This is a genomic window from Sphingomonas sp. G-3-2-10, assembly GCF_012927115.1.
Taxonomy (GTDB): domain Bacteria; phylum Pseudomonadota; class Alphaproteobacteria; order Sphingomonadales; family Sphingomonadaceae; genus Sphingomonas.
Map to the genome: position 1 here is coordinate 674,224 of NZ_JABBFY010000001.1, position 22,422 is coordinate 696,645.

At 65.6% G+C, this 22,422-nt stretch carries 23 protein-coding genes and 1 tRNA gene; 5 read left to right on the plus strand and 19 right to left on the minus strand.

Features of this window, described 5'->3' with window-relative positions; all coding sequences use genetic code 11:
* Positions 1-5: 5 nt before the first annotated feature.
* A complete protein-coding gene (locus tag HHL13_RS03400) occupies positions 6-1,889 on the plus strand; it encodes an ATP-binding protein (RefSeq protein ID WP_169554346.1) in 1,884 nt (627 codons plus the stop codon).
* A gap of 69 nt (positions 1,890-1,958) precedes the next feature.
* Positions 1,959-2,438, plus strand: a complete 480-nt coding sequence (locus HHL13_RS03405) for a hypothetical protein (RefSeq protein ID WP_169554347.1) — start codon at positions 1,959-1,961, stop codon at positions 2,436-2,438.
* Between the two features lie 61 nt (positions 2,439-2,499).
* Here the strand turns inward: HHL13_RS03405 and HHL13_RS03410 are convergent, their stop codons facing one another.
* The 5 genes from HHL13_RS03410 to HHL13_RS03430 are packed head-to-tail and all read right to left on the minus strand — an operon-like array spanning position 2,500 to position 6,947.
* The gene (locus HHL13_RS03410; RefSeq protein WP_169554348.1) at positions 2,500-3,018 is read right to left on the minus strand and encodes a hypothetical protein; all 519 of its coding nucleotides are present in this window, start codon (positions 3,016-3,018) and stop codon (positions 2,500-2,502) included.
* A gap of 16 nt (positions 3,019-3,034) precedes the next feature.
* A complete protein-coding gene (locus HHL13_RS22440) occupies positions 3,035-3,844 on the minus strand; it encodes a carboxymuconolactone decarboxylase family protein (protein WP_169554349.1) in 810 nt (269 codons plus the stop codon).
* A gap of 8 nt (positions 3,845-3,852) precedes the next feature.
* Positions 3,853-5,022 carry an aldo/keto reductase gene (locus tag HHL13_RS03420; protein WP_169554350.1) on the minus strand — a complete coding sequence of 390 codons (1,170 nt, stop codon included), beginning with the start codon at positions 5,020-5,022 and terminating at the stop codon, positions 3,853-3,855.
* Positions 5,023-5,077: 55 nt separating this feature from the next.
* Positions 5,078-5,941, minus strand: coding sequence for an aldo/keto reductase (locus HHL13_RS03425; protein ID WP_169554351.1), 864 nt, complete (start codon positions 5,939-5,941; stop codon positions 5,078-5,080).
* A gap of 22 nt (positions 5,942-5,963) precedes the next feature.
* Positions 5,964-6,947 carry an aldo/keto reductase gene (locus tag HHL13_RS03430; protein ID WP_169554352.1) on the minus strand — a complete coding sequence of 328 codons (984 nt, stop codon included), beginning with the start codon at positions 6,945-6,947 and terminating at the stop codon, positions 5,964-5,966.
* A 148-nt stretch (positions 6,948-7,095) separates the two neighbouring features.
* On the opposite strand from HHL13_RS03430, the gene HHL13_RS03435 reads away from it, so the two are divergent.
* On the plus strand, positions 7,096-7,986 hold the full coding sequence (locus tag HHL13_RS03435) for a LysR family transcriptional regulator (RefSeq protein WP_169554353.1): 891 nt from the start codon (positions 7,096-7,098) through the stop codon (positions 7,984-7,986).
* A gap of 694 nt (positions 7,987-8,680) precedes the next feature.
* Here HHL13_RS03435 and HHL13_RS03440 read toward each other — a convergent pair.
* The 6 genes from HHL13_RS03440 to HHL13_RS03465 all read right to left on the minus strand — a co-directional run bounded on the left by HHL13_RS03440 (position 8,681) and on the right by HHL13_RS03465 (position 14,454).
* A tRNA-Lys gene (locus HHL13_RS03440) sits at positions 8,681-8,756 on the minus strand.
* Positions 8,757-8,868: 112 nt separating this feature from the next.
* The gene (rodA, locus tag HHL13_RS03445; RefSeq protein ID WP_169554354.1) at positions 8,869-9,987 is read right to left on the minus strand and encodes a rod shape-determining protein RodA; all 1,119 of its coding nucleotides are present in this window, start codon (positions 9,985-9,987) and stop codon (positions 8,869-8,871) included.
* The gene (mrdA, locus tag HHL13_RS03450) at positions 9,984-11,978 is read right to left on the minus strand and encodes a penicillin-binding protein 2 (protein WP_169554355.1); all 1,995 of its coding nucleotides are present in this window, start codon (positions 11,976-11,978) and stop codon (positions 9,984-9,986) included. Before mrdA ends, rodA begins: the two co-directional genes overlap by 4 nt.
* Before the next feature lie 5 nt (positions 11,979-11,983).
* Positions 11,984-12,496: a rod shape-determining protein MreD gene (locus HHL13_RS03455; protein ID WP_169554356.1), complete on the minus strand. Its 513-nt coding sequence runs from the start codon at positions 12,494-12,496 to the stop codon at positions 11,984-11,986.
* A complete protein-coding gene (gene mreC, locus HHL13_RS03460; protein WP_346775469.1) occupies positions 12,493-13,326 on the minus strand; it encodes a rod shape-determining protein MreC in 834 nt (277 codons plus the stop codon). Before mreC ends, HHL13_RS03455 begins: the two co-directional genes overlap by 4 nt.
* An 87-nt stretch (positions 13,327-13,413) precedes the next feature.
* A complete protein-coding gene (locus HHL13_RS03465) occupies positions 13,414-14,454 on the minus strand; it encodes a rod shape-determining protein (RefSeq protein ID WP_169554358.1) in 1,041 nt (346 codons plus the stop codon).
* A gap of 161 nt (positions 14,455-14,615) precedes the next feature.
* Here HHL13_RS03465 and mutL point away from each other — a divergent pair, with 161 nt between their 5' ends.
* Positions 14,616-16,433, plus strand: a complete 1,818-nt coding sequence (gene mutL, locus HHL13_RS03470) for a DNA mismatch repair endonuclease MutL (protein ID WP_169554359.1) — start codon at positions 14,616-14,618, stop codon at positions 16,431-16,433.
* Positions 16,434-16,682: 249 nt separating this feature from the next.
* A complete protein-coding gene (locus HHL13_RS03475; RefSeq protein WP_169554360.1) occupies positions 16,683-17,084 on the plus strand; it encodes a hypothetical protein in 402 nt (133 codons plus the stop codon).
* Positions 17,085-17,087: 3 nt separating this feature from the next.
* On the opposite strand, the gene HHL13_RS03480 is transcribed toward HHL13_RS03475, so the two are convergent.
* From HHL13_RS03480 to HHL13_RS03515, 8 genes are all read right to left on the minus strand, one after another.
* Positions 17,088-17,780, minus strand: a complete 693-nt coding sequence (locus HHL13_RS03480; RefSeq protein WP_169554361.1) for a CAP domain-containing protein — start codon at positions 17,778-17,780, stop codon at positions 17,088-17,090.
* Between the two features lie 112 nt (positions 17,781-17,892).
* Positions 17,893-18,426 (minus strand): CAP domain-containing protein, encoded by a 534-nt coding sequence (locus tag HHL13_RS03485; protein ID WP_169554362.1) that lies wholly within the window; start codon positions 18,424-18,426, stop codon positions 17,893-17,895.
* A 380-nt stretch (positions 18,427-18,806) separates the two neighbouring features.
* Positions 18,807-19,280 carry a hypothetical protein gene (locus HHL13_RS03490; RefSeq protein WP_169554363.1) on the minus strand — a complete coding sequence of 158 codons (474 nt, stop codon included), beginning with the start codon at positions 19,278-19,280 and terminating at the stop codon, positions 18,807-18,809.
* A gap of 120 nt (positions 19,281-19,400) precedes the next feature.
* Positions 19,401-20,009 carry a 50S ribosomal protein L9 gene (gene rplI / locus HHL13_RS03495; RefSeq protein WP_169554364.1) on the minus strand — a complete coding sequence of 203 codons (609 nt, stop codon included), beginning with the start codon at positions 20,007-20,009 and terminating at the stop codon, positions 19,401-19,403.
* A gap of 12 nt (positions 20,010-20,021) precedes the next feature.
* Positions 20,022-20,246, minus strand: coding sequence for a 30S ribosomal protein S18 (rpsR, locus tag HHL13_RS03500; protein ID WP_010543816.1), 225 nt, complete (start codon positions 20,244-20,246; stop codon positions 20,022-20,024).
* 6 nt (positions 20,247-20,252) lie between these two features.
* Entirely contained in the window at positions 20,253-20,624 is a 372-nt protein-coding gene (rpsF, locus tag HHL13_RS03505; RefSeq protein WP_169554365.1) for a 30S ribosomal protein S6, read from the minus strand.
* Between the two features lie 149 nt (positions 20,625-20,773).
* Positions 20,774-21,718, minus strand: coding sequence for a hypothetical protein (locus tag HHL13_RS03510; protein WP_169554366.1), 945 nt, complete (start codon positions 21,716-21,718; stop codon positions 20,774-20,776).
* Positions 21,719-21,888: 170 nt separating this feature from the next.
* A complete protein-coding gene (locus HHL13_RS03515; protein ID WP_169554367.1) occupies positions 21,889-22,248 on the minus strand; it encodes an RcnB family protein in 360 nt (119 codons plus the stop codon).
* Positions 22,249-22,422 lie beyond the last annotated feature (174 nt).

Consider the following 22,422-nt stretch of genomic DNA (forward strand, 5'->3'; position numbering starts at 1 on the left):
GGGGCATGTCCGCGCTTATCCTGGTGACGGTGCAGCTGCTGTTCTGGCTGCTGGTGGCATGGGGCGAAACCGCTGCTCGTCCGCCGTCGATGGCCGCGCGCCAATGGGTCGAATATCAGAGCCTCGACGAAGCCGGGACGCCGATCGCCGGTCCGCTTGCGCGCGCGCCCTATGATATCGATCCGATCTACAATGCCCCGATCGGCGACGGCAGCCCGCGCGCCGCTTTCCTGATCCCGTTTGATCTCGAAGCACCCCGGGACGGGCTGGCCTTCTTCCTCGCCAGCACGCCGGGGCTTCAGCAGATCGAGGTCAACGGCCGGCTGCTCCAGCCCAATGTCCCGCTCGACACGCTGCGCGGCGCTTCGGATGGCGAAGCCGTCTTCTACATGCTGCCGAAGGATGCGCTGAAGGCTGGCCGCAACCAGATCCGCGTGCTGGTCGAGACGCAGAGCGCGATCGTCGCGCTCGCGCCCTTCTCGATCGGCCCGGCCGAGGAAGCGGCGGGCGCGGTCAAGGCCGTCGAACTGGTCGGCAAGACGTTGCCGACCGTCGCCGTCTCGTTCCTGCTGTTCGCGATCCTGCTGTGCCTCGTGGTCAACTGGCCGCCCCAGGACCGCCGCCGCGTCCGCGCGCTGATCGTGCTGCTCGCGGTGTGGATGGCGCGGACCTATTTCGTCACCTTCCAGACGCCTTTCGAGATCCCGTTCCTTCTCACCTATCTGATCTATTATCTGCTCGAGACCTCGGCGTTGATGGCGTTCGGCCGCTATGTCGCGATCGAGAGCCAGCTTGCGCCGAACTGGCAGCGCGCGGTGACGTGGCTGTGGATCGCGTTGCTCGTCGGCACGGTGATCGCCACCGCGCTCGGTTTCTTCATGGGGCCGCCCGCGCAGCATCTGATGAAGCGGCTGCCGCAGGCGGTGGGCATCGCGTCGCTGCTGGTCGGGATCGGCTCGCTCGTCCTGCTGGCGCGTTCGGCCGCGCGCTCGTCGGACGGACGCCTGATCGAACGCGCCGCGCTGATGCTGTGCATCACCGCCTTCCTCGTCGACGCGGCGGACTCGGCCTTCGCGCTGACCGTGCCCTTCGTGCCCAGCCTGCCGCTGACCTTCTATATCGCGGCGCCCGCCGGGATCCTGCTCGGTCTCGGCGTCATCATGTCGGCCGCGCGAGAGGCGACCGAAGCGCGACGCACGGTGATGACCGCCAATCAGGTGCTCGCCGATCGCTTGGCCGAGCGCGAAGCGGAGCTGGCGCAGACCCATGAAACGCAGAAGCAGATGCTCCAGCGCCAGGTGGTGCTGGAGGAGCGGCAGCGGATCGTGCGCGACATGCATGACGGGATCGGCGGGCAGTTGCTCGGGCTGATGATGCAGGTGCGCAGCGGCCGGATCGAGCCGCCGCAGGTCGAGGCCGGGCTGCAATCGAGCATCGCCGATCTCCGCCTGATCGTGGACTCGATGGATACCGCCGAGGAAAGCCTGTCCGAAACGCTCCGCTCGCTCGAACATCGCGTGCGGCCTCAGGTCGAGGCGGCAGGCATGGTCTTCCGGTTCTTCGACACCGCGGGCGATGCGATGGCGCCGCCAGGGCCGCGCGCGACGCTCCAGATTCTGCGCATCCTTCAGGAAGCGGTGACCAACGCGATCCGTCACTCGGGCGCCAGCGAGATCACGCTGGACAGCAGCCTCGTATCGGGCGGCGGGATGCGGATCGCGGTGTCCGACAATGGCGGTGGCCTGCCCGAAACGCTGCGGCGGGGCAGGGGGCTCAAGAGCATGGAAACCCGGGCTGCCGCGGTCGGCGGCAGCCTGTCGGTGCGGTCGGACAGGGAGGGAACCCATGTCGTGCTGGTCCTGCCGCCGGACTCGATGACGGCCGACTGATCCCTCCATCTGCGGGGATCGCGCGCCGGGCCTGCCTGGCGCATGGAACAGGGCTCAAGGAGACCGCCAATGACCCTGATCCGCTTCGCCGCGCTGGGCGCCGCATGTTCGCTGACGCTCCTCATCGCCGACACCGCGCTGGCCCAGCCCGCGCCCGCCAACGATCCGAAGGCTAGCGCACGCGAACGGGTCCGCGCTCAGCGCAATTACGATCCGCGCGCCAGGATCGCCACGACGCGCCTGCCTGCGCCGGTAACGGTCAATCCCGAATGGGAGCGGATGTTTCGCGAGCAATTCGCGAAATTCTTCCCCGGCGACACCCTGATCAAGCAGAGCCTCTACAGCCGCGACTGGTATGTGAAGCGGCACCCGATCACGAACGAGATCGAATACCGCCAGATCGGCACCAATTTCGCGGTGAAAGGGGCCGACGGCAGCTGCCGGATCGTCGCGCTCGACTATTACGAAACGTGGCAATCCGGCGGCTACCAGCGCGGCTATTTTCAGGACGGGTTCAAGCAGGAACCGATCCTGTGCGAGAATATCTGACGCGTTCCAGTTCCCGGCTTTGGCCCGGGCTGAGAGTGGTACCTCCCGGCCGGGCCGCGCTTCAGTTACAGCTGTCGGCCTTGGGAACGAGCGGCGCGGCAGGCGCTGAGGGGACGCCGACCCCGTGCCGGGCATTCGGATCCGGGCGGTTTTCGTCGGCATAATGGACGCCGACGCCGCCGGGGATCCACTTCATCTCCAATTCGACGGCCATGATCACGCGGCACGCGCCGCCCGCCTCCGCGCGATGCTGCACCGGGATGATTCCCGGCATCAGCGTGTAATAGACCGTCTTGGTCTGCTTTTCCTTGGGCGGACGCCTGGACTCGCTGATCACGGCAGGCGTCGCATAGGCCTTGTACTGGGTCCAGACGAACTCGGGCTCCTTGCCGTGCCCGCGGCAGATGCCGGCCATCTTCAAACCCTTTGCCGTGCTTTCCGCCATGCCTTTCCGGATGATGCTCAGAGCCCCATCGACCGCGATCGGCGAACCGTATCCGGCCGGTTGCGCATTCGACGTCTGTGGACTCGCCGGGGTGGCGGTCAGGAGCGCGCAGGCCAGAGCGAGGGATCGCAACATTGTCTTCTCCCGATCGTCAGTTTTGCGCGCGTGCGTAGTCCTCGTCGGACACCTCCTCGAACCATTCCACGGATGGGCTCTGCGAAAGCGCGACATGGGTCATCGCCTGATCCTGTATCGCCCCGTGCCAATGCTTTTCGCCCGGAGAGATCATCGCCACGTCTCCGGCGCAGATCTTCTGCGCGGTTCCGCCCGCACGCTGCACCAGTCCGCATCCCTCGATAACGATCAAGGTCTGGCCTAGCCTGTGACGATGCCATGCCGTGCGTGCGCCCGGCTCGAACCGCACGGCCGCGCCGTTGATACCATCACCATCTCCACCAATTGGTGCGAAGACTCGCGCCGTGCCGGTGAACCGGCCGGCGGGACCAATCGCGATCGCTCCCTCGCCCTTGCGGGTGATTCGCAGAGCGGCGGGCGCGGAAGATATCTCTCGCCGCATCTCCGCAGCGCTGACTCCACGCGCTTCCAGCACTTCGCGAACGATACCGAGCGCAGAGACGGCGTTGGGCCAACCGGTGTAGAACGCCAGATGCGTGATCACGCCGGCGATCTCCGCTGGGGTGACGCCGTTATCCAGCGCGCGACCGAGATGCCCCTTGAGCTGGGCGGTATTCCCCCCCGCGATCAACGCCGAGATCGTGATCAGGCTGCGGTCGCGAGGCGACAGATCGCGCTGCTTCCAAACCTCGCCGAAGAGCACCCGGTCGGTATAGTCCGCGAGCTTGGGCGCCACCCAGCGCATGTCTTCGGGCGCGACGCGTGCCGGGACCTCCTGCGCCATGGCGGGGACGGACGCCCCCGTTATCAACAGCGCGGCGGGCAAGAACCACCTCATCGGCGCACCGCGGGAGGCGCTTCCCGGCCCGAGTGGACAAGGACCGCATCGGGTAAGCGCTGGCCGCGCACCTCGATGGCCCGGACACCGGCGTTCAATTCGGCCAGCTCGGCGGGGCTGAAGCGCATTGCCCAAGCGCCGGCATTCTGGATGGCATGCGCGGCATTGGTCGTGCCCGGAATCGGTACGATCCACGGCTTCTGTGCCATCAGCCAGGCCAATGCGATCTGGGCCGGAGCAGCCCGCTTGCGTTCCGCCCACTGCTTCACGAGCGCTACCAGCTGGAGATTATGGGGCAGGTTCTCGGAGGAAAACCGCCCTTCCACGGCCCGGATGTCGCCGGCTGCGAACCGCGTATTCGCATCGATCCAGCCGGTGAGGAATTGCACGCCGAGCGGGCTCCAGGGCACGAAACCGATACCGAGTTCCTCGCAGGTCGGGATCACCTCCTGCTCTGGTCCGCGCCACAGCATCGAATATTCGCTCTGAACCGCAGTGACCGGCAGCACGGCATGCGCGCGGCGAAGCGTACCCAAGCCCATTTCGGACAGGCCCCAGTGCAGAACCTTGCCTTGCCGCATGAGATCCTGGACCGCACCCGCGACGTCCTCGATCGGCACGTCAGGATCGACCCGGTGCTGATACAGGAGGTCGATGCGATCGGTTCGCAGACGCCGGAGCATGCCGTCGACCACCAGCTTGATATGGTCGGGTCGGCTGTTGAGCCCCGGGCGCCGCGCCCCGGTCTCCTGATCGATGTTCCAGCCGAACTTCGAGGTGATCACGACCTTTTCTCGGAAAGGCTGGATCGCGTCACCCAAAATGCGCTCGCACTCATGGGGGCCATAGGCTTCGGCGCAATCGAAGAAAGTGACGCCGTGATCGAAAGCGGTCCGGATGACTTCGACCATCTCGGGGCGCCAGGGCGTTTCGGTGGTGTATCTCCGGCTGTGGTTCTGCACCCCGAGACCGAGGCTCGAGACCTCCAGACGGCCCAACTTGCGACGACCGATGTCGGCGGATCGCACCGGGTCCGGCGCGTCGCCCACGTTCGCGGCTTTCGCGGGGACCGCGAACGCGGCACCGGCCAGCGGCAAGGCGGCGAGACCTCCGCCCGAGAGCAGCAAGCCGCGACGATCGATGCCGCCCGTAATTTTCTCGTTCACGCCATTCTCCTTCCTTGGTTTGATGCGCCAGGGCGCGAGCGATGTCGCGACCGGCTCAGCCTTCGAGCTTGCGGGTCCCCAGCCACTTCACCATCGCCGGGTCGCGGTGGTCGAAGAAGCTGCTGGCTTTGCGGTCGAGCGTGGCGATGGCCTCCAGATCGGCGGCATCGAGTTCGAAGTCGAAGATCGCCAAATTCTCGGCCATGCGTTCCTTGCGCACCGACTTCGGAATGGCGACGATGCCGCGCTGGTTCAGCCACCGCAGCACCACCTGGGCGATGCTCTTGCCGTGCTTGTCGCCGATGGATTGCAGCAATTCGCTGGAGAAGAGCCCGTTCTTGCCCTCGGCGAACGGTCCCCATGCCTCGGCCTGAACCTTGTGTTCCTCCAGCAGCGCCTTGGCATCTTCCTGCTGGTGGAATGGATGAATCTCGATCTGGTTGACCGCCGGGACGATCTCGTTGTGGAGTACGAAGTCGAGCAGACGGTCCGGGTAGAAATTGCTGACGCCGATCGCGCGGATGCGGCCGGCCTTGTGGAGCTCCTGCATGGCGCGCCAGACGCCATAGACGTCGCCATAGGGCTGATGGATCAGCCAGAGGTCGAGATAGTCGAGCTGAAGCTTGTTGATCGAGCGCTCGAACGCGGCTTTGGCGCCTTCGTAGCTTGCGTCCTCGATCCAGAGCTTGGTCGTTACGAACAGTTCGCGGCGATCGATGCCATGATTGCGGATCGCATTCCCGACAGCATCCTCGTTTCCGTAGGAAGTGGCGGTATCGAGCAGGCGGTAGCCGACATCGATCGCATCGCGGACGCTGCGCTCGCACTCGGCGGGGTCGGGCACCTGGAACACACCGAAGCCGAGACTTGGCATCTCGACGCCGTTGTTCAGCGTGACGGCTGGGACATTGCTGGTCATGGTCGGCCTCCTTCAGGTCGGCTCAGCGATTGACGAATTGCTGGTGCGAGACGGCGTAGCGCGCGCCCTGCACCTCGACGGAGGCAAGCGCCTGCTCGATCCGGTCCAGATCCCCGGTGCCGAGCTCGATATCGGCACCTCCGAGATTTTCCTCCAGCCTATGCAGCTTCGTCGTGCCGGGGATCGGCACGATCCAGGGCTTTCGGGCCAGCAGCCAGGCGAGCGCTATCTGGGCCGGGGTGACGCGCTTCTCGGCGGCGAGAGTGCGCACGAGATCGGCGAGCGCCTGGTTGGCCTTGAGCGCCTCCGGCGAGAAGCGCGGAACGCTGCCGCGGAAGTCGCCCTCGCCAAAGGTCGCGTCGGCTCCGAACCGGCCGGTCAGGAAGCCCTTGCCCAAGGGGCTGAACGGCACGAAACCGATGCGGAGTTCCTCAAGCAGCGGCAGGATCTCGGCCTCCGGCTCGCGCCACCACATCGAATACTCGCTCTGCAGCGCGGCGACCGGCTGCACGGCGTGCGCCCGGCGGATCGATTCCACTCCGGCCTCAGAGAGGCCGAAATGCTTGACCTTGCCGGCCGCGATCAGGTCCTTGACGGTGCCGGCGACCTCTTCGATCGGTACGTTCGGATCGACACGGTGCTGGTAGAACAGGTCGATCCGGTCGGTGCGCAGGCGCTTCAGCGCTTCGTCCGCGACCTGGCGGATGCGTTCCGGCCTGCTGTCGAGGCCATTCGCCGGCACGCCGTCCCGGAATCCGAATTTGGTCGCAATGACGACCTCTTCGCGAAACGGATCGAGTGCTTCGCCGACGACTTCCTCGTTGAGAGCTGGGCCATAGGCTTCGGCGGTATCGAAGAAGGTAACCCCACGCTCGACAGCAGCGCGAATGAGCGCCACCGCCTCGCTGCGATCCGTGGCCGGGCCATATCCGAAGCTCAGGCCCATGCATCCCAGACCGATCGCCGATACCTCAAGGCCACCCTTGCCCAATACGCGCTTCTGCATTTCCATTTCCTCGCAAGAGCATGCGCGCCGCGGCGCGTCTCTGCCCGTTGCAAGCAAGATAGTCCTTTCCCGTTGTCCCGATTAGACAGGGTAAATCGCTTGGGTCTATGAGAAGATGTCATGAAACCGGAAGCAAGGAGAACCGCCGGTGCGGCGTGAGGATCTGGGAAGTCTGGCAATGTTCCTCGTCGTCGCCGAGGAACGGAGCTTCACCCGCGCAGCTGCGAAGCTGGGCGTTTCGCAGTCCGCGCTCAGTCATGCCATGCGACGACTGGAGGCGAAGCTCGGGCTCAGGCTCCTGACCCGCACCACTCGCAGCGTCGCTGCGACGGACGCCGGGGAAAGGCTCGCCGCGAGCCTGAAGCCGGCGCTGGAAGAGATCGACGCCAGCCTCGCTGGCCTCATAGAATTGCAGGCACGACCTGCGGGAACCCTCCGCATCACGACATCGGAGCATGCCGCCCGCACGATCCTCTGGCCTGCAATCGATCGGCTCACGGCCGAGCATCCGGACATCCATGTCGAGCTGAACATCGAGTCCCGCTTCACCGACATCGTGGCCGAACGGTTCGACGCAGGCGTGCGGCTTGGTGAGCGACTGGAGCAGGACATGATCGCCCTGCAGATCGGTCCGCGACTGCGTATGGCAACCGTGGCCTCTCCCGAATACCTTGCGCGACGGGGGGCACCGGAATCTCCGCGCGATCTGGCCGGGCATGCCTGCATCAACCTGCGGATGATGAGCGGCAGTATCTATGCTTGGGAATTTGAGAAGGACAGACGCGAGCTGAACGTGCGGGTGGAAGGCCAACTGGTGCTGAACAACACCGACCTGATCGCGGCAGCAGCCGTGGCCGGCCATGGCCTCGCCCATCTAGTCGAGGATCGCGTCGCGGCGCTGGTCTCTGAAGGCAAGCTCGTCCGGGTGCTCGAGGACTGGTGCGAGCCGTTCGATGGCTATTACCTCTATTACCCCAGCCGCCGGCAAAGTTCTGCGGCCTTCACCCTTCTGCTCGACGCACTCCGTTATCGGGGGTGACGGTGGCTGCTACCGGCCAGGGTTCCGAGTGTGATAAACGAATGTCAGGTTTTAGGGCCGCGCCTGATCGGGCTGAACGGCCGGGATTGAGGCGCGAATCAGCCAAGGGCAAGGACCGTTCCTGCTCGATTCTCGGAGCCAAAAAAGCCTGGTAGGCAGTCTCTTACCGCTATCGGATGATCTTCGAGGCAGGGCGACCATACGATAGCGGAGGCGCTTAGCCTGTTGCTGCGCGACACCGGCATGGCTTCGGGTGAACTGCGTGTATCGAAGAGCGGACGGACCTAGGCGGCCGTTGCACTAGAAGCCCGCTGTCGTTTTGCCGACATTAAACCCACAGAGCGGTTCAGTGTCGGCTGCGCGGTAGCCAGTCTCGGCGGTGGCTGTTTCACAGCGCGGCAGTGTCATGTTCAGAATATGTGGGCGGGATCTCGCGCCCAATTCCGCGCCACCCTGCTATCCACGCATGACCGTCCGGTCAGGACGCTTAGCGAGTTCTGATCCCCGCTTGCGCGACAGACGGCCGTTGCCGTTTCGTACAGGTCGGAGACGTCAAAGCCCACCCGCTTCAGGGGTCCGTAACCGCATTGATACCAGACGCGCGAAGGAAGGACCCGCGTACCGGGGGGGGCTTACTCGGTGATTGCGGGAGACGGAGCGCAATCCGCTCCGGGCGAAGTAAGTCATTGAAAAATGGTGGACGCACTAGGGCTCGAACCTAGGACCCGCTGATTAAGAGTCAGCTGCTCTACCAACTGAGCTATGCGTCCATACCGGGGCGTCTGATGGCGACTTGGTATGTCGCCTGCCGTCGGGGAGGGGCGCGGTTAGCACCCCTTTTGCGGATTGCAAACCCTAAAATCGCGAAAAATGCGACTTCGCTTACCAGCGGGTCACTTTCCGGTTCTGGCGATCGATCGACATCAGGATTCCGAGGCAGATCATCGTCGTCATCAGCGCGGTGCCGCCGAAGCTGATCATCGGCAGCGGGATGCCGACGACGGGCGCCAGGCCCATCACCATGCCCATGTTGATCGCGCAGTAGAAGAAGATGGTCGAGGCTAGACCCGCCGCCGTCAGCCGGGCGAACCGGCTTTGCGCGCGCACGCCGACATTGATGCCCCAGCGGATCAGCGCGCCGAAGGCGATGATCACGAAGAATCCGCCGAGCAGGCCCCATTCTTCCATCATCGTCGCCAGCGCGAAGTCGGTATGGCCTTCGGGCAGATAGTCGAGATGGCTCTGGGTGCCGTTGAGAAAGCCCTTGCCGGTGATCCCGCCAGATCCGATCGCGATCTTGGACTGGCTGATATGATAGCCGGTGCCGAGCGGGTCGCTTTCGGGGTCGAGGAAGATCAGCACGCGGTTGCGCTGATAGTCGTGGAGCAGGAAATTGACCGCCAGCGGGGCGGCGATCGCCAGCGCCAGCGCGCCGCCGATGAACAGGCGCAGCGGGATGCCCGCGAGGAACATCACCGTAATGCCGCCCGCCACGATCATCAGCGCGGTGCCCAGATCGGGCTGCAGCATCACGAATCCGGCGGGCAGGCCGATCAGCACCGCGGCCGGCCAGATCGCGGCGAACCGCCGTGTCTCGCCCGCGGGAAGCATCTCGTAGAAGCGCGCAACGGCCAGCACGATCGCCGGCTTCATCAGCTCAGACGGCTGGATGCGGATCACGCCGAGATCGAGCCATCGCTGGCTGCCCCCGGCCACCGCGCCGAGCAGCTCCACGCCGACCAGCATCACGAGGATGACCGTATAGATCGGAAAGGCGCCCAGCGCCCAGAAGGTCTCGGGCACCCGCGACAGCACGATCGCCATCGCGAGGAAGATGAAGAAGCGCACGCCCTGCGACAGCGCCCAGGGGGTCATGCTGCCGCTGGCCGCCGAATAGAGCACGACCAGGCCGAACATGCCGATCGCGGTGACCAGCAGCAGGATCTTCCACGGCAGCTGCGCGACGGGGCTGGGGACGAAGCCGGGGCCAAGCTGGCTCATTCGGGCGCCTCGCCGGATCGCGTCGCGGCCGTATCGGCCGATCGCGCGGTTTCGTTCGAGGCGGCGGCGGCAGTCGCTTCGACTGCGCCAGCGGCGTCCTCGGGCGGGGGCGGGGGCGGGGCAGCCTGCGACGCGCGGAACGCCTCGGCCTGCTTCGCCATGCGGGTCTTGTAGTCGCCGCCCCAGCCGGCTTCCATCTCCGTCAGCTTGGTCATCGCCAGCGTGGGGTCGAACAGATAGGTCATCATGTCGCGCGCCACCGGAGCCGCGGCGCCCGAGCCGGACATGCCGTGCTCGATCACCACCGCGGCGGCGTAGCGCGGATTGTCGACCGGCGCGAAGCACACGAACAGGCCGTGATCGCGATATTTCCACGGCACGTTTATGCCGCCGCGCGCGCCGCCGGCGATGCGGCGGACCTGCGCAGTGCCGGTCTTGCCGCCCATGCGGATGTCGGGGAAGGGCAGTTTCGAGCGGACGGCGGTGCCGTGGCCGTTGACCACTTCGTCCATGCCCGACCGCACCAGCGCGAGATGCTCGGCCGGGAAATCCAGCGCCTGTGCGCCGGCGATCTGATCGGCGAGCAGCTGCGGCACCAGCGCCTTGCCCGATCCGACGCGCGCCGCGAGGATCGCGAGTTGCAGCGGCGAGACGAGCAGGTCGCCCTGGCCGATCGACATGTTGAGCGTGTTCGCCACCGCCCATTGCGTCTTGCGCCGCCGCATCATCCACGCGGGATCGGGCACGGTGCCGTAACGTTGCGAGGGCAGGGGGAGCTTGTATTCCGCGCCCAGCCCCAGCTTGCGCGCGGCGATGGCGATCGCGTCGGGGCCCACTTCGCGGCCGACGGTGTAGAAATACGTGTTGCAGCTGCGCGCGATCGCGGTGTGCAGTGTCATCGGCCCGTGCCGGCCGAGGCAGCCGAAGCGGCGATTGCCGAGCTGATAGCCGCCGCCGCAATAGACGACCTTGTTCGGATCGAGCCCGCCGCCCAGCGCGGCCAGCGCCGTTGCGGGCTTGAAGGTCGAACCCGGCGGATACAGGCCCTGCAGCGCCTTGTTCATCAGCGGAATGCGTTCGTCGCCCGAAAGCATCGCCCATTCGCTGCGGCTGATTCCGTCGGAGAAGCTGTTGGGATCATAGGCCGGCATCGAAACCAGCGCGAGCAGGCCGCCGGTCTGTAGATCGATCAGCGCGGTCGATCCGGATTCGGGGCCGAGCCGCCGGGCGGCATATTCCTGGAGCCCGGCGTCGATCGTCAGCTTGACGTTCTTGCCGGGCACATCGTCGCGGGTCGCCAGTTCCTTCACCAGCCGGCCGCGCGCGGTCACCTCGACGCGCTTTGCGCCCGGCGTGCCGCGCAGCATGTCCTCCTCGACCTTCTCCAGCCCGTCCTTGCCCATCTTGAAGCCCGGCGTGATGAGCAAAGGGTCCTTGAGCTTGCGATATTCCTCGGCCGATGCCGCGCCGACATAGCCGAGCAGATGCGCCACGCCCGCGCCGAGCGGGTAATAGCGCGCATAGCCTTGGGTCGGCTGGACACCCGGCATTTCGGGCAGGCGCACGCTGACTGCCGCGTAGCGTTCCCAGTCGAGATTCTCGAGCACCTGCACCGGCTGGAACCCGGCGGCGCGTTTCAGATCGGTCTCGATCTTCGCGACTTCCTCGGGCGTGAGCTTCAGCACGTCGCGCAACTGCTCGACGACCTTCGCCTTGTCCTCGATCCGGTCGGGGATCAGGTCGACGCGGAACGAGGTGCGGTTCAGCGCCAGCGGCTTGCCGTTGCGGTCGACGATCCAGCCGCGCCGCGGCGGAGTCAGCGTCAGGTTGATCCGGTTGCTGTCGGCCAGCAGGCGGTATTTGTCGTTCTCGTACACCGCCAGCCAGGTCATCCGCCCGGCCAGGATCATGCCGATACCGGCCTGCAGCCCGCCGAGCACCAGTGCGCGGCGGGAAAAGCTGTAGGTCTGCGCCGCTTCGGTGATCCGCATCGCGCTCAGCCTCTCGTATCGCGATCGAGCCAGGTGCAGTAATGCGCCACGAGCGGGAAGAGTGCAGCAGAAATGAAGATCTGCAGCGCCAGCGTGGTTTCGACATGCGCGTCGATCGGCGTCGCGATCAGCCGCCCGGCGATCAGGCAGAAAGCGATCGATCCCGCCGCGATCAGCCAGTTCTGCCAGTAATCGCGCCACACCAGCCGCGTATCGAGGATATCGATCGCGATCACGCACAGCGTCCAGAACAGCATCGAATTGCCCAGCGGCTGGCCGCTGAACATATCGTCGAAAAAGCCCAGCGGCACCGCCGCCCACACCTTGATCGTGTCGGCGCGAAGCAGCCGCCAGCCGAGCAGCATCATGAGGCCGAACGGGGGCAGCCAGGCAAAGCCCGCCACGAAGGGCAGGATCGTGACCATCGATCCGATCATGATCGACACCGGGGCGAGCCAGCGGGCGCGGGAGGCGTTCTCGCTGGCGCCCAGCGGCACGAAACGGACCGGACCCCTCATTGCTTCGGCGCCGCCTTGGGTGCGGGCGCGTCGGACGGCGTGGGGGCGGGCGTCGGCTCGGGCAGGAAGGCCTGCATCACCAGCGCGAAGTCGAGCGCGTCGGGATTGGCGGCGGGCTCGGCGATTGCCGAATCGCGCTGGTTGCTGATCACCTTCGCCACCGGGATGTTCGGCGGGAAGATGCCGCCGGTGCCCGAAGTGACGAACACGTCGCCCGGCTGGAAGATCATGTTGGAAAGACCCGCCGAGCGGATGTCGAGCAAGCCGTCGCCGCGCCCCTTTGCGATTGCAGGCATCCCGTCGCGGGTGCGGCGCACCGGCACGTTGCTGTCGGGATCGATGATCAGCAGCACGCGCGCGGTGTTCGGACTGGTCTCGATGATCTGCCCGATCAGCCCGCTAGCCTCGCGCACCGGCTGGCCGCGCTTCACATTCTGCCACGAGCCGGCGTTCAGCGTGGCATAGCGCCGCGTCGACGACGCCGAGCTGTTGACCAGCCGCGCCGTCACCACCGCGTCGGTGGTCACGTCGCGCACCTTCAGCAGCTCGCGCAGGCGGCGATTCTCCTGGTTCAGGGTCCGCGCGCGACTGATCAGCGTCTGGCTGTCCGCCAGTTCCTTGCGCAGCCGCTCATTCTCGCCGCGCACGTTGAAATGCTCGGAGATGCCCTGCGGCGTGTTGGCGATGCCGCTGGTGGCCCAGGCGAGCGCGGACGAGATCGGCGTGGTGATCTCGGCAAAGAACCCGCGCACCGCGGCATAGGCGGGCGGGTTGAACGTCGAGAGCAGCAGCAGGCCGGCGCCGATCAGCGCACCGCCGACCGCACCCACATATCCAAGGAAGAGGCCGTATTGCGCCCGCCTTGAAAAGCCCGGGCGCCGGTTTCTTGGCGGCGCCATGTCCCCCCTGCCTTCCGATTAGACCTGGATGAGAACGCCGCGGAACACCGGGTCCTCGAGCGCGCGGCCCGTGCCCAGCGCCACGCAGGTCAGCGGATCTTCCGCGATCGTCACCGGCAGGCCGGTCTCGTCGCGCAGCACTTCGTCGATGCCCTGCAGCAGCGCGCCGCCGCCGGTGAGCACGATGCCCTGGTCGACGATGTCCGCCGCCAGTTCCGGCGCGGTGTTTTCCAGCGCGATGCGCACGCCTTCGACGATCGTGCCGACCGGTTCGCTCAGCGCTTCGGCGATCTGGCCCTGGTTGATCTGGATTTCCTTGGGCACGCCGTTGACGAGGTCGCGGCCCTTGATGTGGATCGTCAGGCCGATGCCGTCCGCGGGCGGCTTGGCCACGCCGACTTCCTGCTTGATCCGCTCGGCGGTGCTTTCGCCGATCAGCAGGTTGTGGTTGCGGCGCACGTACGAGACGATCGCTTCGTCCATCTTGTCGCCGCCGACGCGAACCGAGGTCGAGTAAGCGAGGCCGCGCAGCGAAAGCACCGCGACTTCGGTGGTGCCGCCGCCGATATCGACGACCATCGAGCCGATCGGCTCGGTCACCGGCATGTCGGCGCCGATCGCCGCGGCCATCGGCTCCTCGATCAGGAACACCTGGCTGGCGCCGGCATTCTGCGCGGCGTCGCGGATCGCGCGGCGTTCGACCGAGGTCGAGCCCGAAGGCACGCAGATCACGATCTGGGGCCAGCGCATGAAGCGGCGCTGCCCGTGAACCTTGCGGATGAAGTGCTTGATCATCTGCTCGGCGACATCGATGTCCGCGATCACGCCGTCGCGCAGCGGGCGAATCGCCTCGATCGAGCCGGGCGTCTTGCCCATCATCAGCTTGGCGTCGTCGCCGACGGCCTTGACGCTCTTCACGCCATTGAGGGTTTCGACCGCGACGACCGACGGTTCGTTGAGCACGACGCCGCGTCCGCGAAGATAAACGACCGTGTTGGCGGTCCCCAGATCGATCGCCATGTCATGGGACATGAATTTGAAAAAGCGCGAGAAAACCATCAACCGTCCAATCCTGCAGCGCCGGCCCGATCAGCGCCGCTGTTCGCACAAATATTTATCCCCAACCCTCCGGAGCGGCCAAACACAAGGGATGACTCCAGCCTCGGATTTCTGGCGGATGCGGGTCGCGGAATGGCTTCGCTTGGTCTAGAGCGACACGAGTGTCAATACGCCGTCTCCCCGAACATCTCGTCAATCGAATTGCCGCCGGTGAAGTGGTCGAAAGGCCCGCCAGCGCGCTGAAGGAATTGGTGGAAAATGCCATCGATGCGGGTGCCTCCCGCGTCTCCGTGCGCCTTGGCGGCGGGGGCACCGAACTGATCGAAGTCACCGACGACGGATGCGGCATGAATCCGGCCGAAATGGCGCTCGCACTGGAGCGTCACGCGACCTCCAAGCTGCCCGATGACGAGATCGATCAGGTTACGACGTTGGGTTTTCGCGGCGAAGCGCTGCCGTCGATCGCCAGCGTCGCGCGGCTGACCATCGAAAGCCGCGTGCGCGGCGCGGAAGGCTGGTCGCGCATCGTCGACAACGGTACGCTCGTCGCCGAGGGACCCGCCGCGCTCCCGCCCGGCACGCGCGTGCGTGTCGAACAGCTGTTCGCCCGCGTGCCCGCCCGCCGCAAGTTCATGCGCTCGGCGCGCTCGGAATATGCCGCCTGTCTCGATGTGATGAAGCGGCTCGCGATGGCGCGGCCCGACGTCGCCTTCTCGGTCGAACATGACGGCCGCCGCGTACTGGGCGTACAGGGCGAGGAATCGCGCCCCGATCGCGTCGCGGGGCTCACCGATCGCGCGCTGGTCGAAAACAGCGTCGGTATCGATTTCGAGCGCGAGGGAATTGTGCTTGGCGGCGTCGCCGGCCTGCCGACCTTCAATCGCGGCGTCGCAGATCATCAATATCTGTTCGTCAACGGACGGCCCGTGAAGGATCGCCTGCTGATGGGCGCGATCCGCGGCGCCTATGCCGAAATGCTCGCGCGTGACCGGCACCCGGTGGTCGCCCTGTTCCTCGACGTCCCGGTCGATCAGGTCGACGTGAACGTCCACCCCGCCAAGACCGAAGTCCGCTTCCGCGACCCCGCGCTGGTCCGCGGCCTGATCGTGAGTGGCTTGCGAAGAGCCCTCGACGAGGCCGGCCACCGCAGCGTCCAGCGCCCAAGCGAAGCCGCGCTGGGCATGTGGACTTCGGGTTCAATGTTCGATCGTCATCCCGGCGAAGGCCGGGATCCAGGGTCGCAAGGGACGCCGTTCGAGGCTCTGGATCCCGGCTTCCCCCGGGATGACGGATATGGGGCAGGCGGCGCGTCCGTCCACGACCGCCGCCCGACCTTCCTCACGCCGCCCCCGATGGCCCGCGCCGAACCCGCCTACACCCCGGTCCCCGAAACCACCCAGTTCCCCCTCGGCGTCGCCCGCGGTCAGGTCGCCAAGACCTATATCGTCGCCGAAGCCGAGGACGGCCTCGTCCTTGTCGACCAGCACGCCGCGCACGAGCGCCTCGTCCTCGAACGGATGCGCCGCGCGATGCAGGGCGGCGGGGTGCCCAGCCAGGCGCTTCTTCTCCCCGAAGTTGTCGAACTCGACGAACCCGGCTGCGACCGCTTGGAAGCCCGCGCCGCCGAACTCTCCCAGTTCGGCCTCGAACTCGAACGCTTCGGCCCCCGCGCGATGCTGGTCCGCGCCATGCCCGCCGCGCTCGGCAAGGGCGACATCATTGGCCTCGTCACCGATCTCGCCGACGAACTCGCCAGCTTCGACGAAGCCCTGTCACTCAAGGAACGCCTCGATCACGTAGCCTCGACGATGGCCTGCCACGGCTCGGTCCGCGCGGGCCGCATCCTTTCGGTGCCGGAAATGAACGCATTGCTCCGCGAGATGGAAGTCACGCCGCACAGCGGCCAGTGCAACCACGGCCGCCCGACCTGGGTGAAGCTGGCGCATGGGGATATCGAGAAGCTGTTCGGGCGGAAATAGCCCCAGCCGCTTGCAATGTTGGATTTCGCCTGCTCCGTCATAACGGCTCTTTGAACCGTTGAACTCCCCGGGGGCACGTGGCGCTTCTCGCAAATGCCGGAATGCGCATCGCCCCTCGGCCAAAGGTCACGAAGCGCGCGAGTCGCGGGACGTTAAATCTGAAGTCCGCATCACCCAAATAGGGGTATCTTCAAATTTCATGAGGGTTCATTCGTCGCGGACTACGAACATTACAGGGGGCCATTGCTCATGAAGCAGCGTCTGTCGTTTCTTGCCGCGCTTTCCGTCGTGGCCGTCGCACTCACCGCTTGCGCCACGCTTACCGGCGGCGAACTCGTCCGGCAGGGCGAGGCGTCGGGCACGCTGATCGTCGAGAATCAGAGCGGGGTGGGGATCGATGTGCTCACCCTCTCGCGCTGCAATGCGATGAGCCACGGCCTCGATCGCCTGACCAGCCAGGTGATCTATCACAATTCGCGGATGAGCTTTCAGCTCGGCGCGGGCTGCTGGGACATCATGGTCGGCCGCTCGGGCACCTGCGCCTCGCAACCCGGCGGCGCAACCAGCTGCAGCTGGCTCCAGTCCGGGCCGCAGCGCTTCACCATCACGCCCGGCGGTACTTACCGGATCGGTTACGGCCCGAACGGCTGACGCTCAGCGGTTCGGCACCCGGAACACCTGCGCGCCGCGATTGCTCGCCCATTCGGGAATTGCAGGCGCGCCGGTGGCAGTGCCGCTCAGGTCGACCACGCACATGTGGCGATAGCTGCGATGCGCGCCGCAACCGACTCCGGCGTAACGAAAGTCCTGCGTGAACAACAGCTTGCGATGGCCTCGTCCGGGCACGCCGTCGTCGATGACGAACTGCATCACCACTTCGTCGGGATCGGCATGGCCGTAGGAAATGCTCTCGCCGACATAGATGTCGCCGCCGCGCCGCTTCACCCGTTCGCCCGGCGTCGCGCCATCGCGCGAGACATGGCCGGTGCCGCCGATCGGGCCTTGCATGTCGGCATGGTCGCGCGCCGCCAGCGTCAGCACCTCGGCGCGGGTCAGCGGGGGCAGGGGCGCCTGCCGCTCCAGAAAGTCGATCGCCTCGTCCACGGCGCGCGGCCCCTCTCGAGTGATCCGGCCATTCTCGTCGCCGGGCAGGAACACGATATCGCCGTCGAAATAGCGGCGATAGTCGCGCAACTGCTGGGCGAATTCCTGGGGATATTGCCGGGCGAAGTTGATCCGCTCGAGCACGCCGGCTTCCAGCGACGCAGTCGATACCGGATCGGACATGCCGCACAAGGCAAGCCAGCACACGCCGATCGCGGCGGTCACGCGGGTCAGTACAGGCACTCGAAGTTCCCCCCCGGGAACCGATCCGCAAACAATTCGCGGATGGAAATCAGGGACTTGCCTATTGCCGGTTAACGTTCGGCCAAAACAGTCCGTAGATTCCCGATTTACCCTAATGACCCTCCGCCGTGCGTCCGAACACGATCACGCACATCCGTCGATAGACTTTATGCCCACCGCATCCGGCGCCAGCGAAATGGAATTCGGGCGAATAGACGACCCGGCGATGCCCGCGGCCCTTCACCCCGTCGTCGACGATCAGCTGGCGGACGACCTCCATCGCGCTGGGTGGGCCGTAGGTGATGTTCTCCGCGACATAGCTGCCCCCGCCGTGCCTGCGCACCCGGTCGGCAACGCGCTCGCCAGTGCGCGATGCATGGCCGGTGACACCGCGCGGTCCCTGTTCGGCGACATGGTCGGCAGCGGCACGGGCAAGCAACCGCGACGGCTCGACCGGGCCCAGCGGCTTCTGGTGCTCGAGGAAGCGGATCGCTTCGTCCACCGCCGCCACACCCTCGCTGGTTCGCAAGCCGTCGGGATTGCCGGGATAGCGCACGATCCGCCCCTCAAACCCCTTGCGATACTCGCGCAGCCGGCGGGCATAGGTTTTGGGATTGGCGCGAGCGAAGTTGATCTCGGCAATCACCGCGCTTTCAAGCACGGTTTGCGGGGCCGGGGCCGGGGCCGGGGCAGGGGGCGGAGCACTCGCGCCGGGCAACAGCAGGGCAGCGAACAGCCACGGCGCCGGGCGTGCCGCCGCTTTCAGGCCGGGCGCGCTTCTGAACCGGCGACGAACAGGCGATTCATATTCGTGCAACCTTAATCCATTCCGCTCGTTTCACCTGCAAGCAACGAAGATAACAGGGAAATAACGATGAAGCAGGCATTTCCGGTATTTCTCGCCCTCATTCCGCTGGCTGCGGTGATCGGTGCCTGCGTGGCCTGCCCCTGATCGAGGCACAGCCAGTATTGCTCAACCGAAAAGGGCGTCGCGGCTTTCCTCGGCGCCCTTTTTTCTCGGCCATCTCAACCCTTGCGGATGCAGTCGCTGAGCGCGGTCAGCACCGCGTCGGTGAACTTCACCGATCCGTTGAGATTCAGGCTGGGCACGCGGATCGTGACACCCTTTGCCTGCCGCGTACGCTGGCTAAAATCGCGGTCGGTAAGCGTAGTGAGCGTCCACAGGCCGTTCGAAGCCTTGCCGGCCTTCAGCTTCAGCGGGGTCGACGTCTTCCCACCGTCCCACGAGACCTGCGCATCATGAACAGCGCCTTCCGTCAGCGTCAATCCGCTGTCGACAAGCGCGATCATCCCTGGATTTGAATCCGAATCGATGAAGCTGAGCACGGTCGAGCCCTTGAAGGTGCCGGCCGCCTGACACACACGAGGTGCGACCGGGGCGATCGACCAGCCGTCGATGTCGATCATGCCCCCGTCCTGCGCCATTGCCGGCAGCGACACCATGAATAGCGCCATTGCGGCCGCCAGTTTACCGATCATCGCGAATAGTCTCCCCCGGGGATATGAACCTCGGTGCAACCGTAAGTCATGGGGCACAAAAGGAAAGGGCCGCTCCGGTTTCCCGGAACGGCCCCTTTCTCATCGCGTCTCGCAAAGGGCTCAGCCCTCGGCGGTCTCGCCTTCGTCCTCGGCAGGCGCCGACTGGACTTCGGCGGTCGCGCCCGGCTCGGCGTTCGGATCGTAATCCTCGACGAAACCGGTCTCGTCCTTCTCGAACATCGCGGCCATCACGTCGACGCCCTGCGACTGCATCTCGGCCTCTTCCGGCGAGCGAGCGACGTTGACCTTGACGGTCACCGACACTTCGGGGTGCAGCGCGACGGTGACTTCATACACGCCGATCGACTTGATCGGCTTGTTGAGGATGACCTGCGCCTTGTTGACCTTGTGGCCATCGGCAACGAGCGCTTCGACCAGATCGCGAACCGCGACCGAACCGTAGAGCTGGCCGGTGTTCGAGGCCTGGCGGATCAGCGTGACCGACACGTCCTTGAAGTTGACGGCTTCCTTCTCGGCTTCGCCGCGACGGTTGGCGTTGTCCGACTCGATCCGCGCACGGTTCGCTTCGAACACCTTCTTGTTGGCGGCGTTCGAACGAAGCGCCTTCTTGTTCGGAAGGAGGTAGTTGCGGGCGAACCCGTCCTTGACCTTCACGATATCGCCGATGGCGCCGAGCTTCTCGACGCGTTCCAGCAGAATGACTTCCATCGGATCTGCTCCTTACTTAACGATGTAGGGCAGCAGGCCCAGATGACGGGCGCGCTTGATGGCCTGGGCCAGCTCGCGCTGCTTCTTCGCGCTCACCGAAGTGATGCGCGAGGGGACGATCTTGCCACGCTCGGAGACGAAGCCCTGCAGCAGCCGGACGTCCTTATAGTCGATCCGGGGCGCGTCCTTCGCGGAGAAGGGGCAGCTCTTGCGGCGGCGGAAAAAGGGTCGTGCCATTGTCTATTACTCCTCGAAGCCGCCATCGCGGTCGCGACGGCCGCGGCGCTCGCGGTCGCCCTTGCGCATCATCACCGAAGGACCCTCTTCGTGACCGTCAACCTTGATGGTCATGTAGCGGATGATGTCTTCGTTGATCTGCGTCTGGCGCTCCAGCTCGGCAACGGTGTCCGTGGGGGCGTCGATCTCGAGCATCACGTAGTGCGCCTTGCGGTTCTTCGCGATGCGGTAGGCGAGGCTGCGAAGGCCCCAGGACTCGGTCTTCACGACCTTGCCCTTGTGATCTTCGACGATCTTGGTGGCGGCTTCCGCCAGTGCATCCACCTGCGCCTGTGCCAGATCCTGGCGCGCAAGGAACACATGCTCGTAAAGAGCCATGCTTTCTTCTCACTGTTGGCCGATCGCTGACGTCACCCCGTGTGACGCCCCTCCGGCTGTCGTCTTCATGCAACGCGAAGGGCAGGGCCCGCTCGCGAAGGGCGGCCCTTAGCGGAGGTGCGCGGTCATGGCAAGCGGGTGAGCGCGGTTCAGTTGCCGCCCATCACGATCGGGGCGGTGCTGCGCGACAGCCAGCCGCCGTCATCGTCGGGCTGGGGCGGCGTCAGCACGATCGGCGGACGGATCGGCTGGCATTCCTCGCTCTCCCACTGAACGCATTCGACCACGCCGTTGTACAGCAATGTGCCGACCCGGCCGGTCGATCCGTCGCGGCGCGTATAGGTGCTTTCCATGAAATAGCGGCGATTCTTGCCCGGCTTGTTCCGCGCGCCATTGTAGCGCGACGGGATGGTTGGGGCGGAAAGCCGGTCGTCGTCGAGGCCGTAAGGACGGCGGCTGTAAGAATCGAGCTCCACCGCGATGCGGAAATGCGATTCGTCAGTGCCCGGCCGGCTGAGCCGGTTGCCGAGCCAGTCGATCCGGCGGTTGCGCGCCTCGATCTTGTCGGTCTGCTCGTTCACCCAGCCCAGATCGCGCACGAACATGCCGACAGTGCCGAAGCGGACGTCGGACTGTTTCGGGATGCCCTTCACCGAGATGATCTGCCCGCGGAACTCGCGGCGATTGCACACGGTCGCGACCCAGGTGGTGCCGTCGGCTTCGAACAACTCGCAGCCGCCAGGGGTGCGGCGTCCGGTCAGCGAGCCCTGGCTCAGTCCGTTGGGGCCGATGAAGCCGCCGACGCTGAAGTAGAATCCGGTCACTTGGTCGCCGCTGAACGACAGCACGACCTTCACGCCGCCGCCGACCACCTGCTCCCAGCAGCGATTGTCCTTGTACGGGCAAGGCACGTCGGGCGCGCGCGAATTGCGCGAGGCCATCACCGAAGTGCGGCCGGTATAATTGCCGAAATAGGCCACCTGGCCCTGAAATCCGGCAGGCAGCTCGCCCGTATCCGGATCCTCGAATCCCGCAGCGAGCGCCAGTGGCGCGAGGAAAAGCGTGAGCAGGGCGATCAGGCAAGCGCGGATCATGGGACTCGCTCCTCCGTTGCGGGCCGTTAACCATATCACCATCGCATCCGAAACGAAGATGGAATCTGATTGATGCAGGTAACGCCGCCGATAGAGCGCGCGAAAACGGCGGAGCCCGAAGGCCCCGCCGTCTCCCGGGACGTCGGCGAGGGGAAAGCCGACGGAGGAATTTAGCGCAACATGTTGGCGAACACGGCGGCGACGATGCCGCTGGTGATGCCGACCAGCACCGCGTCGTTGCCCGACTGGACATAGCGATAGCCGCGCGGCGGAGCCTTCAGGTTGCGATACTGGCGATAGTCGACCTGCCGGTAGTTGCGCGCATAGCGGCTGTCGAAGCGCTGGCCCTTCTTCCAGTTGCGATACTGGACCGGCGCCTGCCTCACGGTCTTCTTCTTCACCACGACGGTGCCGTTGGGCTTGTGCTTGACGACCGTCTGGGTCTGGGTCGGGCGATAATTCTGCGGCGCGGCGAGAACCGGGGTGGCGACCATCGAAACCGCGACGGCGGCGAGAATAAACTTCTTCATGACTGCACTCCTCGAACTGAACGCCGTCATTGGCGTTGAGTGCAATCTGGGATGCAGGTGTCGCAGACATTTCCCGGCGGGCAGGCGAAATGGTCGCACATTGTCGCGAATGTTTCGCGTCTGTGTCGGGGTTGGCATCCGCGGACAACGGTTCTAACGCGACGCCCTTCAATT

Bases quoted from the DNA above. Each gene is read 5' to 3' on its own strand.
- HHL13_RS03400 (WP_169554346.1), top strand. From the start codon at position 6: ATGTCCGCGCTTATCCTGGTGACGGTGCAGCTGCTGTTCTGGCTGCTG.
- HHL13_RS03405 (WP_169554347.1), top strand. From the start codon at position 1,959: ATGACCCTGATCCGCTTCGCCGCGCTGGGCGCCGCATGTTCGCTGACG.
- HHL13_RS03410 (WP_169554348.1), bottom strand. From the start codon at position 3,018: ATGTTGCGATCCCTCGCTCTGGCCTGCGCGCTCCTGACCGCCACCCCG.
- HHL13_RS03425 (WP_169554351.1), bottom strand. From the start codon at position 5,941: ATGACCAGCAATGTCCCAGCCGTCACGCTGAACAACGGCGTCGAGATG.
- HHL13_RS03430 (WP_169554352.1), bottom strand. From the start codon at position 6,947: ATGCAGAAGCGCGTATTGGGCAAGGGTGGCCTTGAGGTATCGGCGATC.
- rodA (WP_169554354.1), bottom strand. From the start codon at position 9,987: ATGAGCCAGCTTGGCCCCGGCTTCGTCCCCAGCCCCGTCGCGCAGCTG.
- mrdA (WP_169554355.1), bottom strand. From the start codon at position 11,978: ATGCGGATCACCGAAGCGGCGCAGACCTACAGCTTTTCCCGCCGCGCA.
- HHL13_RS03455 (WP_169554356.1), bottom strand. From the start codon at position 12,496: ATGAGGGGTCCGGTCCGTTTCGTGCCGCTGGGCGCCAGCGAGAACGCC.
- HHL13_RS03465 (WP_169554358.1), bottom strand. From the start codon at position 14,454: ATGGTTTTCTCGCGCTTTTTCAAATTCATGTCCCATGACATGGCGATC.
- HHL13_RS03475 (WP_169554360.1), top strand. From the start codon at position 16,683: ATGAAGCAGCGTCTGTCGTTTCTTGCCGCGCTTTCCGTCGTGGCCGTC.
- HHL13_RS03490 (WP_169554363.1), bottom strand. From the start codon at position 19,280: ATGATCGGTAAACTGGCGGCCGCAATGGCGCTATTCATGGTGTCGCTG.
- rplI (WP_169554364.1), bottom strand. From the start codon at position 20,009: ATGGAAGTCATTCTGCTGGAACGCGTCGAGAAGCTCGGCGCCATCGGC.
- rpsR (WP_010543816.1), bottom strand. From the start codon at position 20,246: ATGGCACGACCCTTTTTCCGCCGCCGCAAGAGCTGCCCCTTCTCCGCG.
- rpsF (WP_169554365.1), bottom strand. From the start codon at position 20,624: ATGGCTCTTTACGAGCATGTGTTCCTTGCGCGCCAGGATCTGGCACAG.
- HHL13_RS03510 (WP_169554366.1), bottom strand. From the start codon at position 21,718: ATGATCCGCGCTTGCCTGATCGCCCTGCTCACGCTTTTCCTCGCGCCA.
- HHL13_RS03515 (WP_169554367.1), bottom strand. From the start codon at position 22,248: ATGAAGAAGTTTATTCTCGCCGCCGTCGCGGTTTCGATGGTCGCCACC.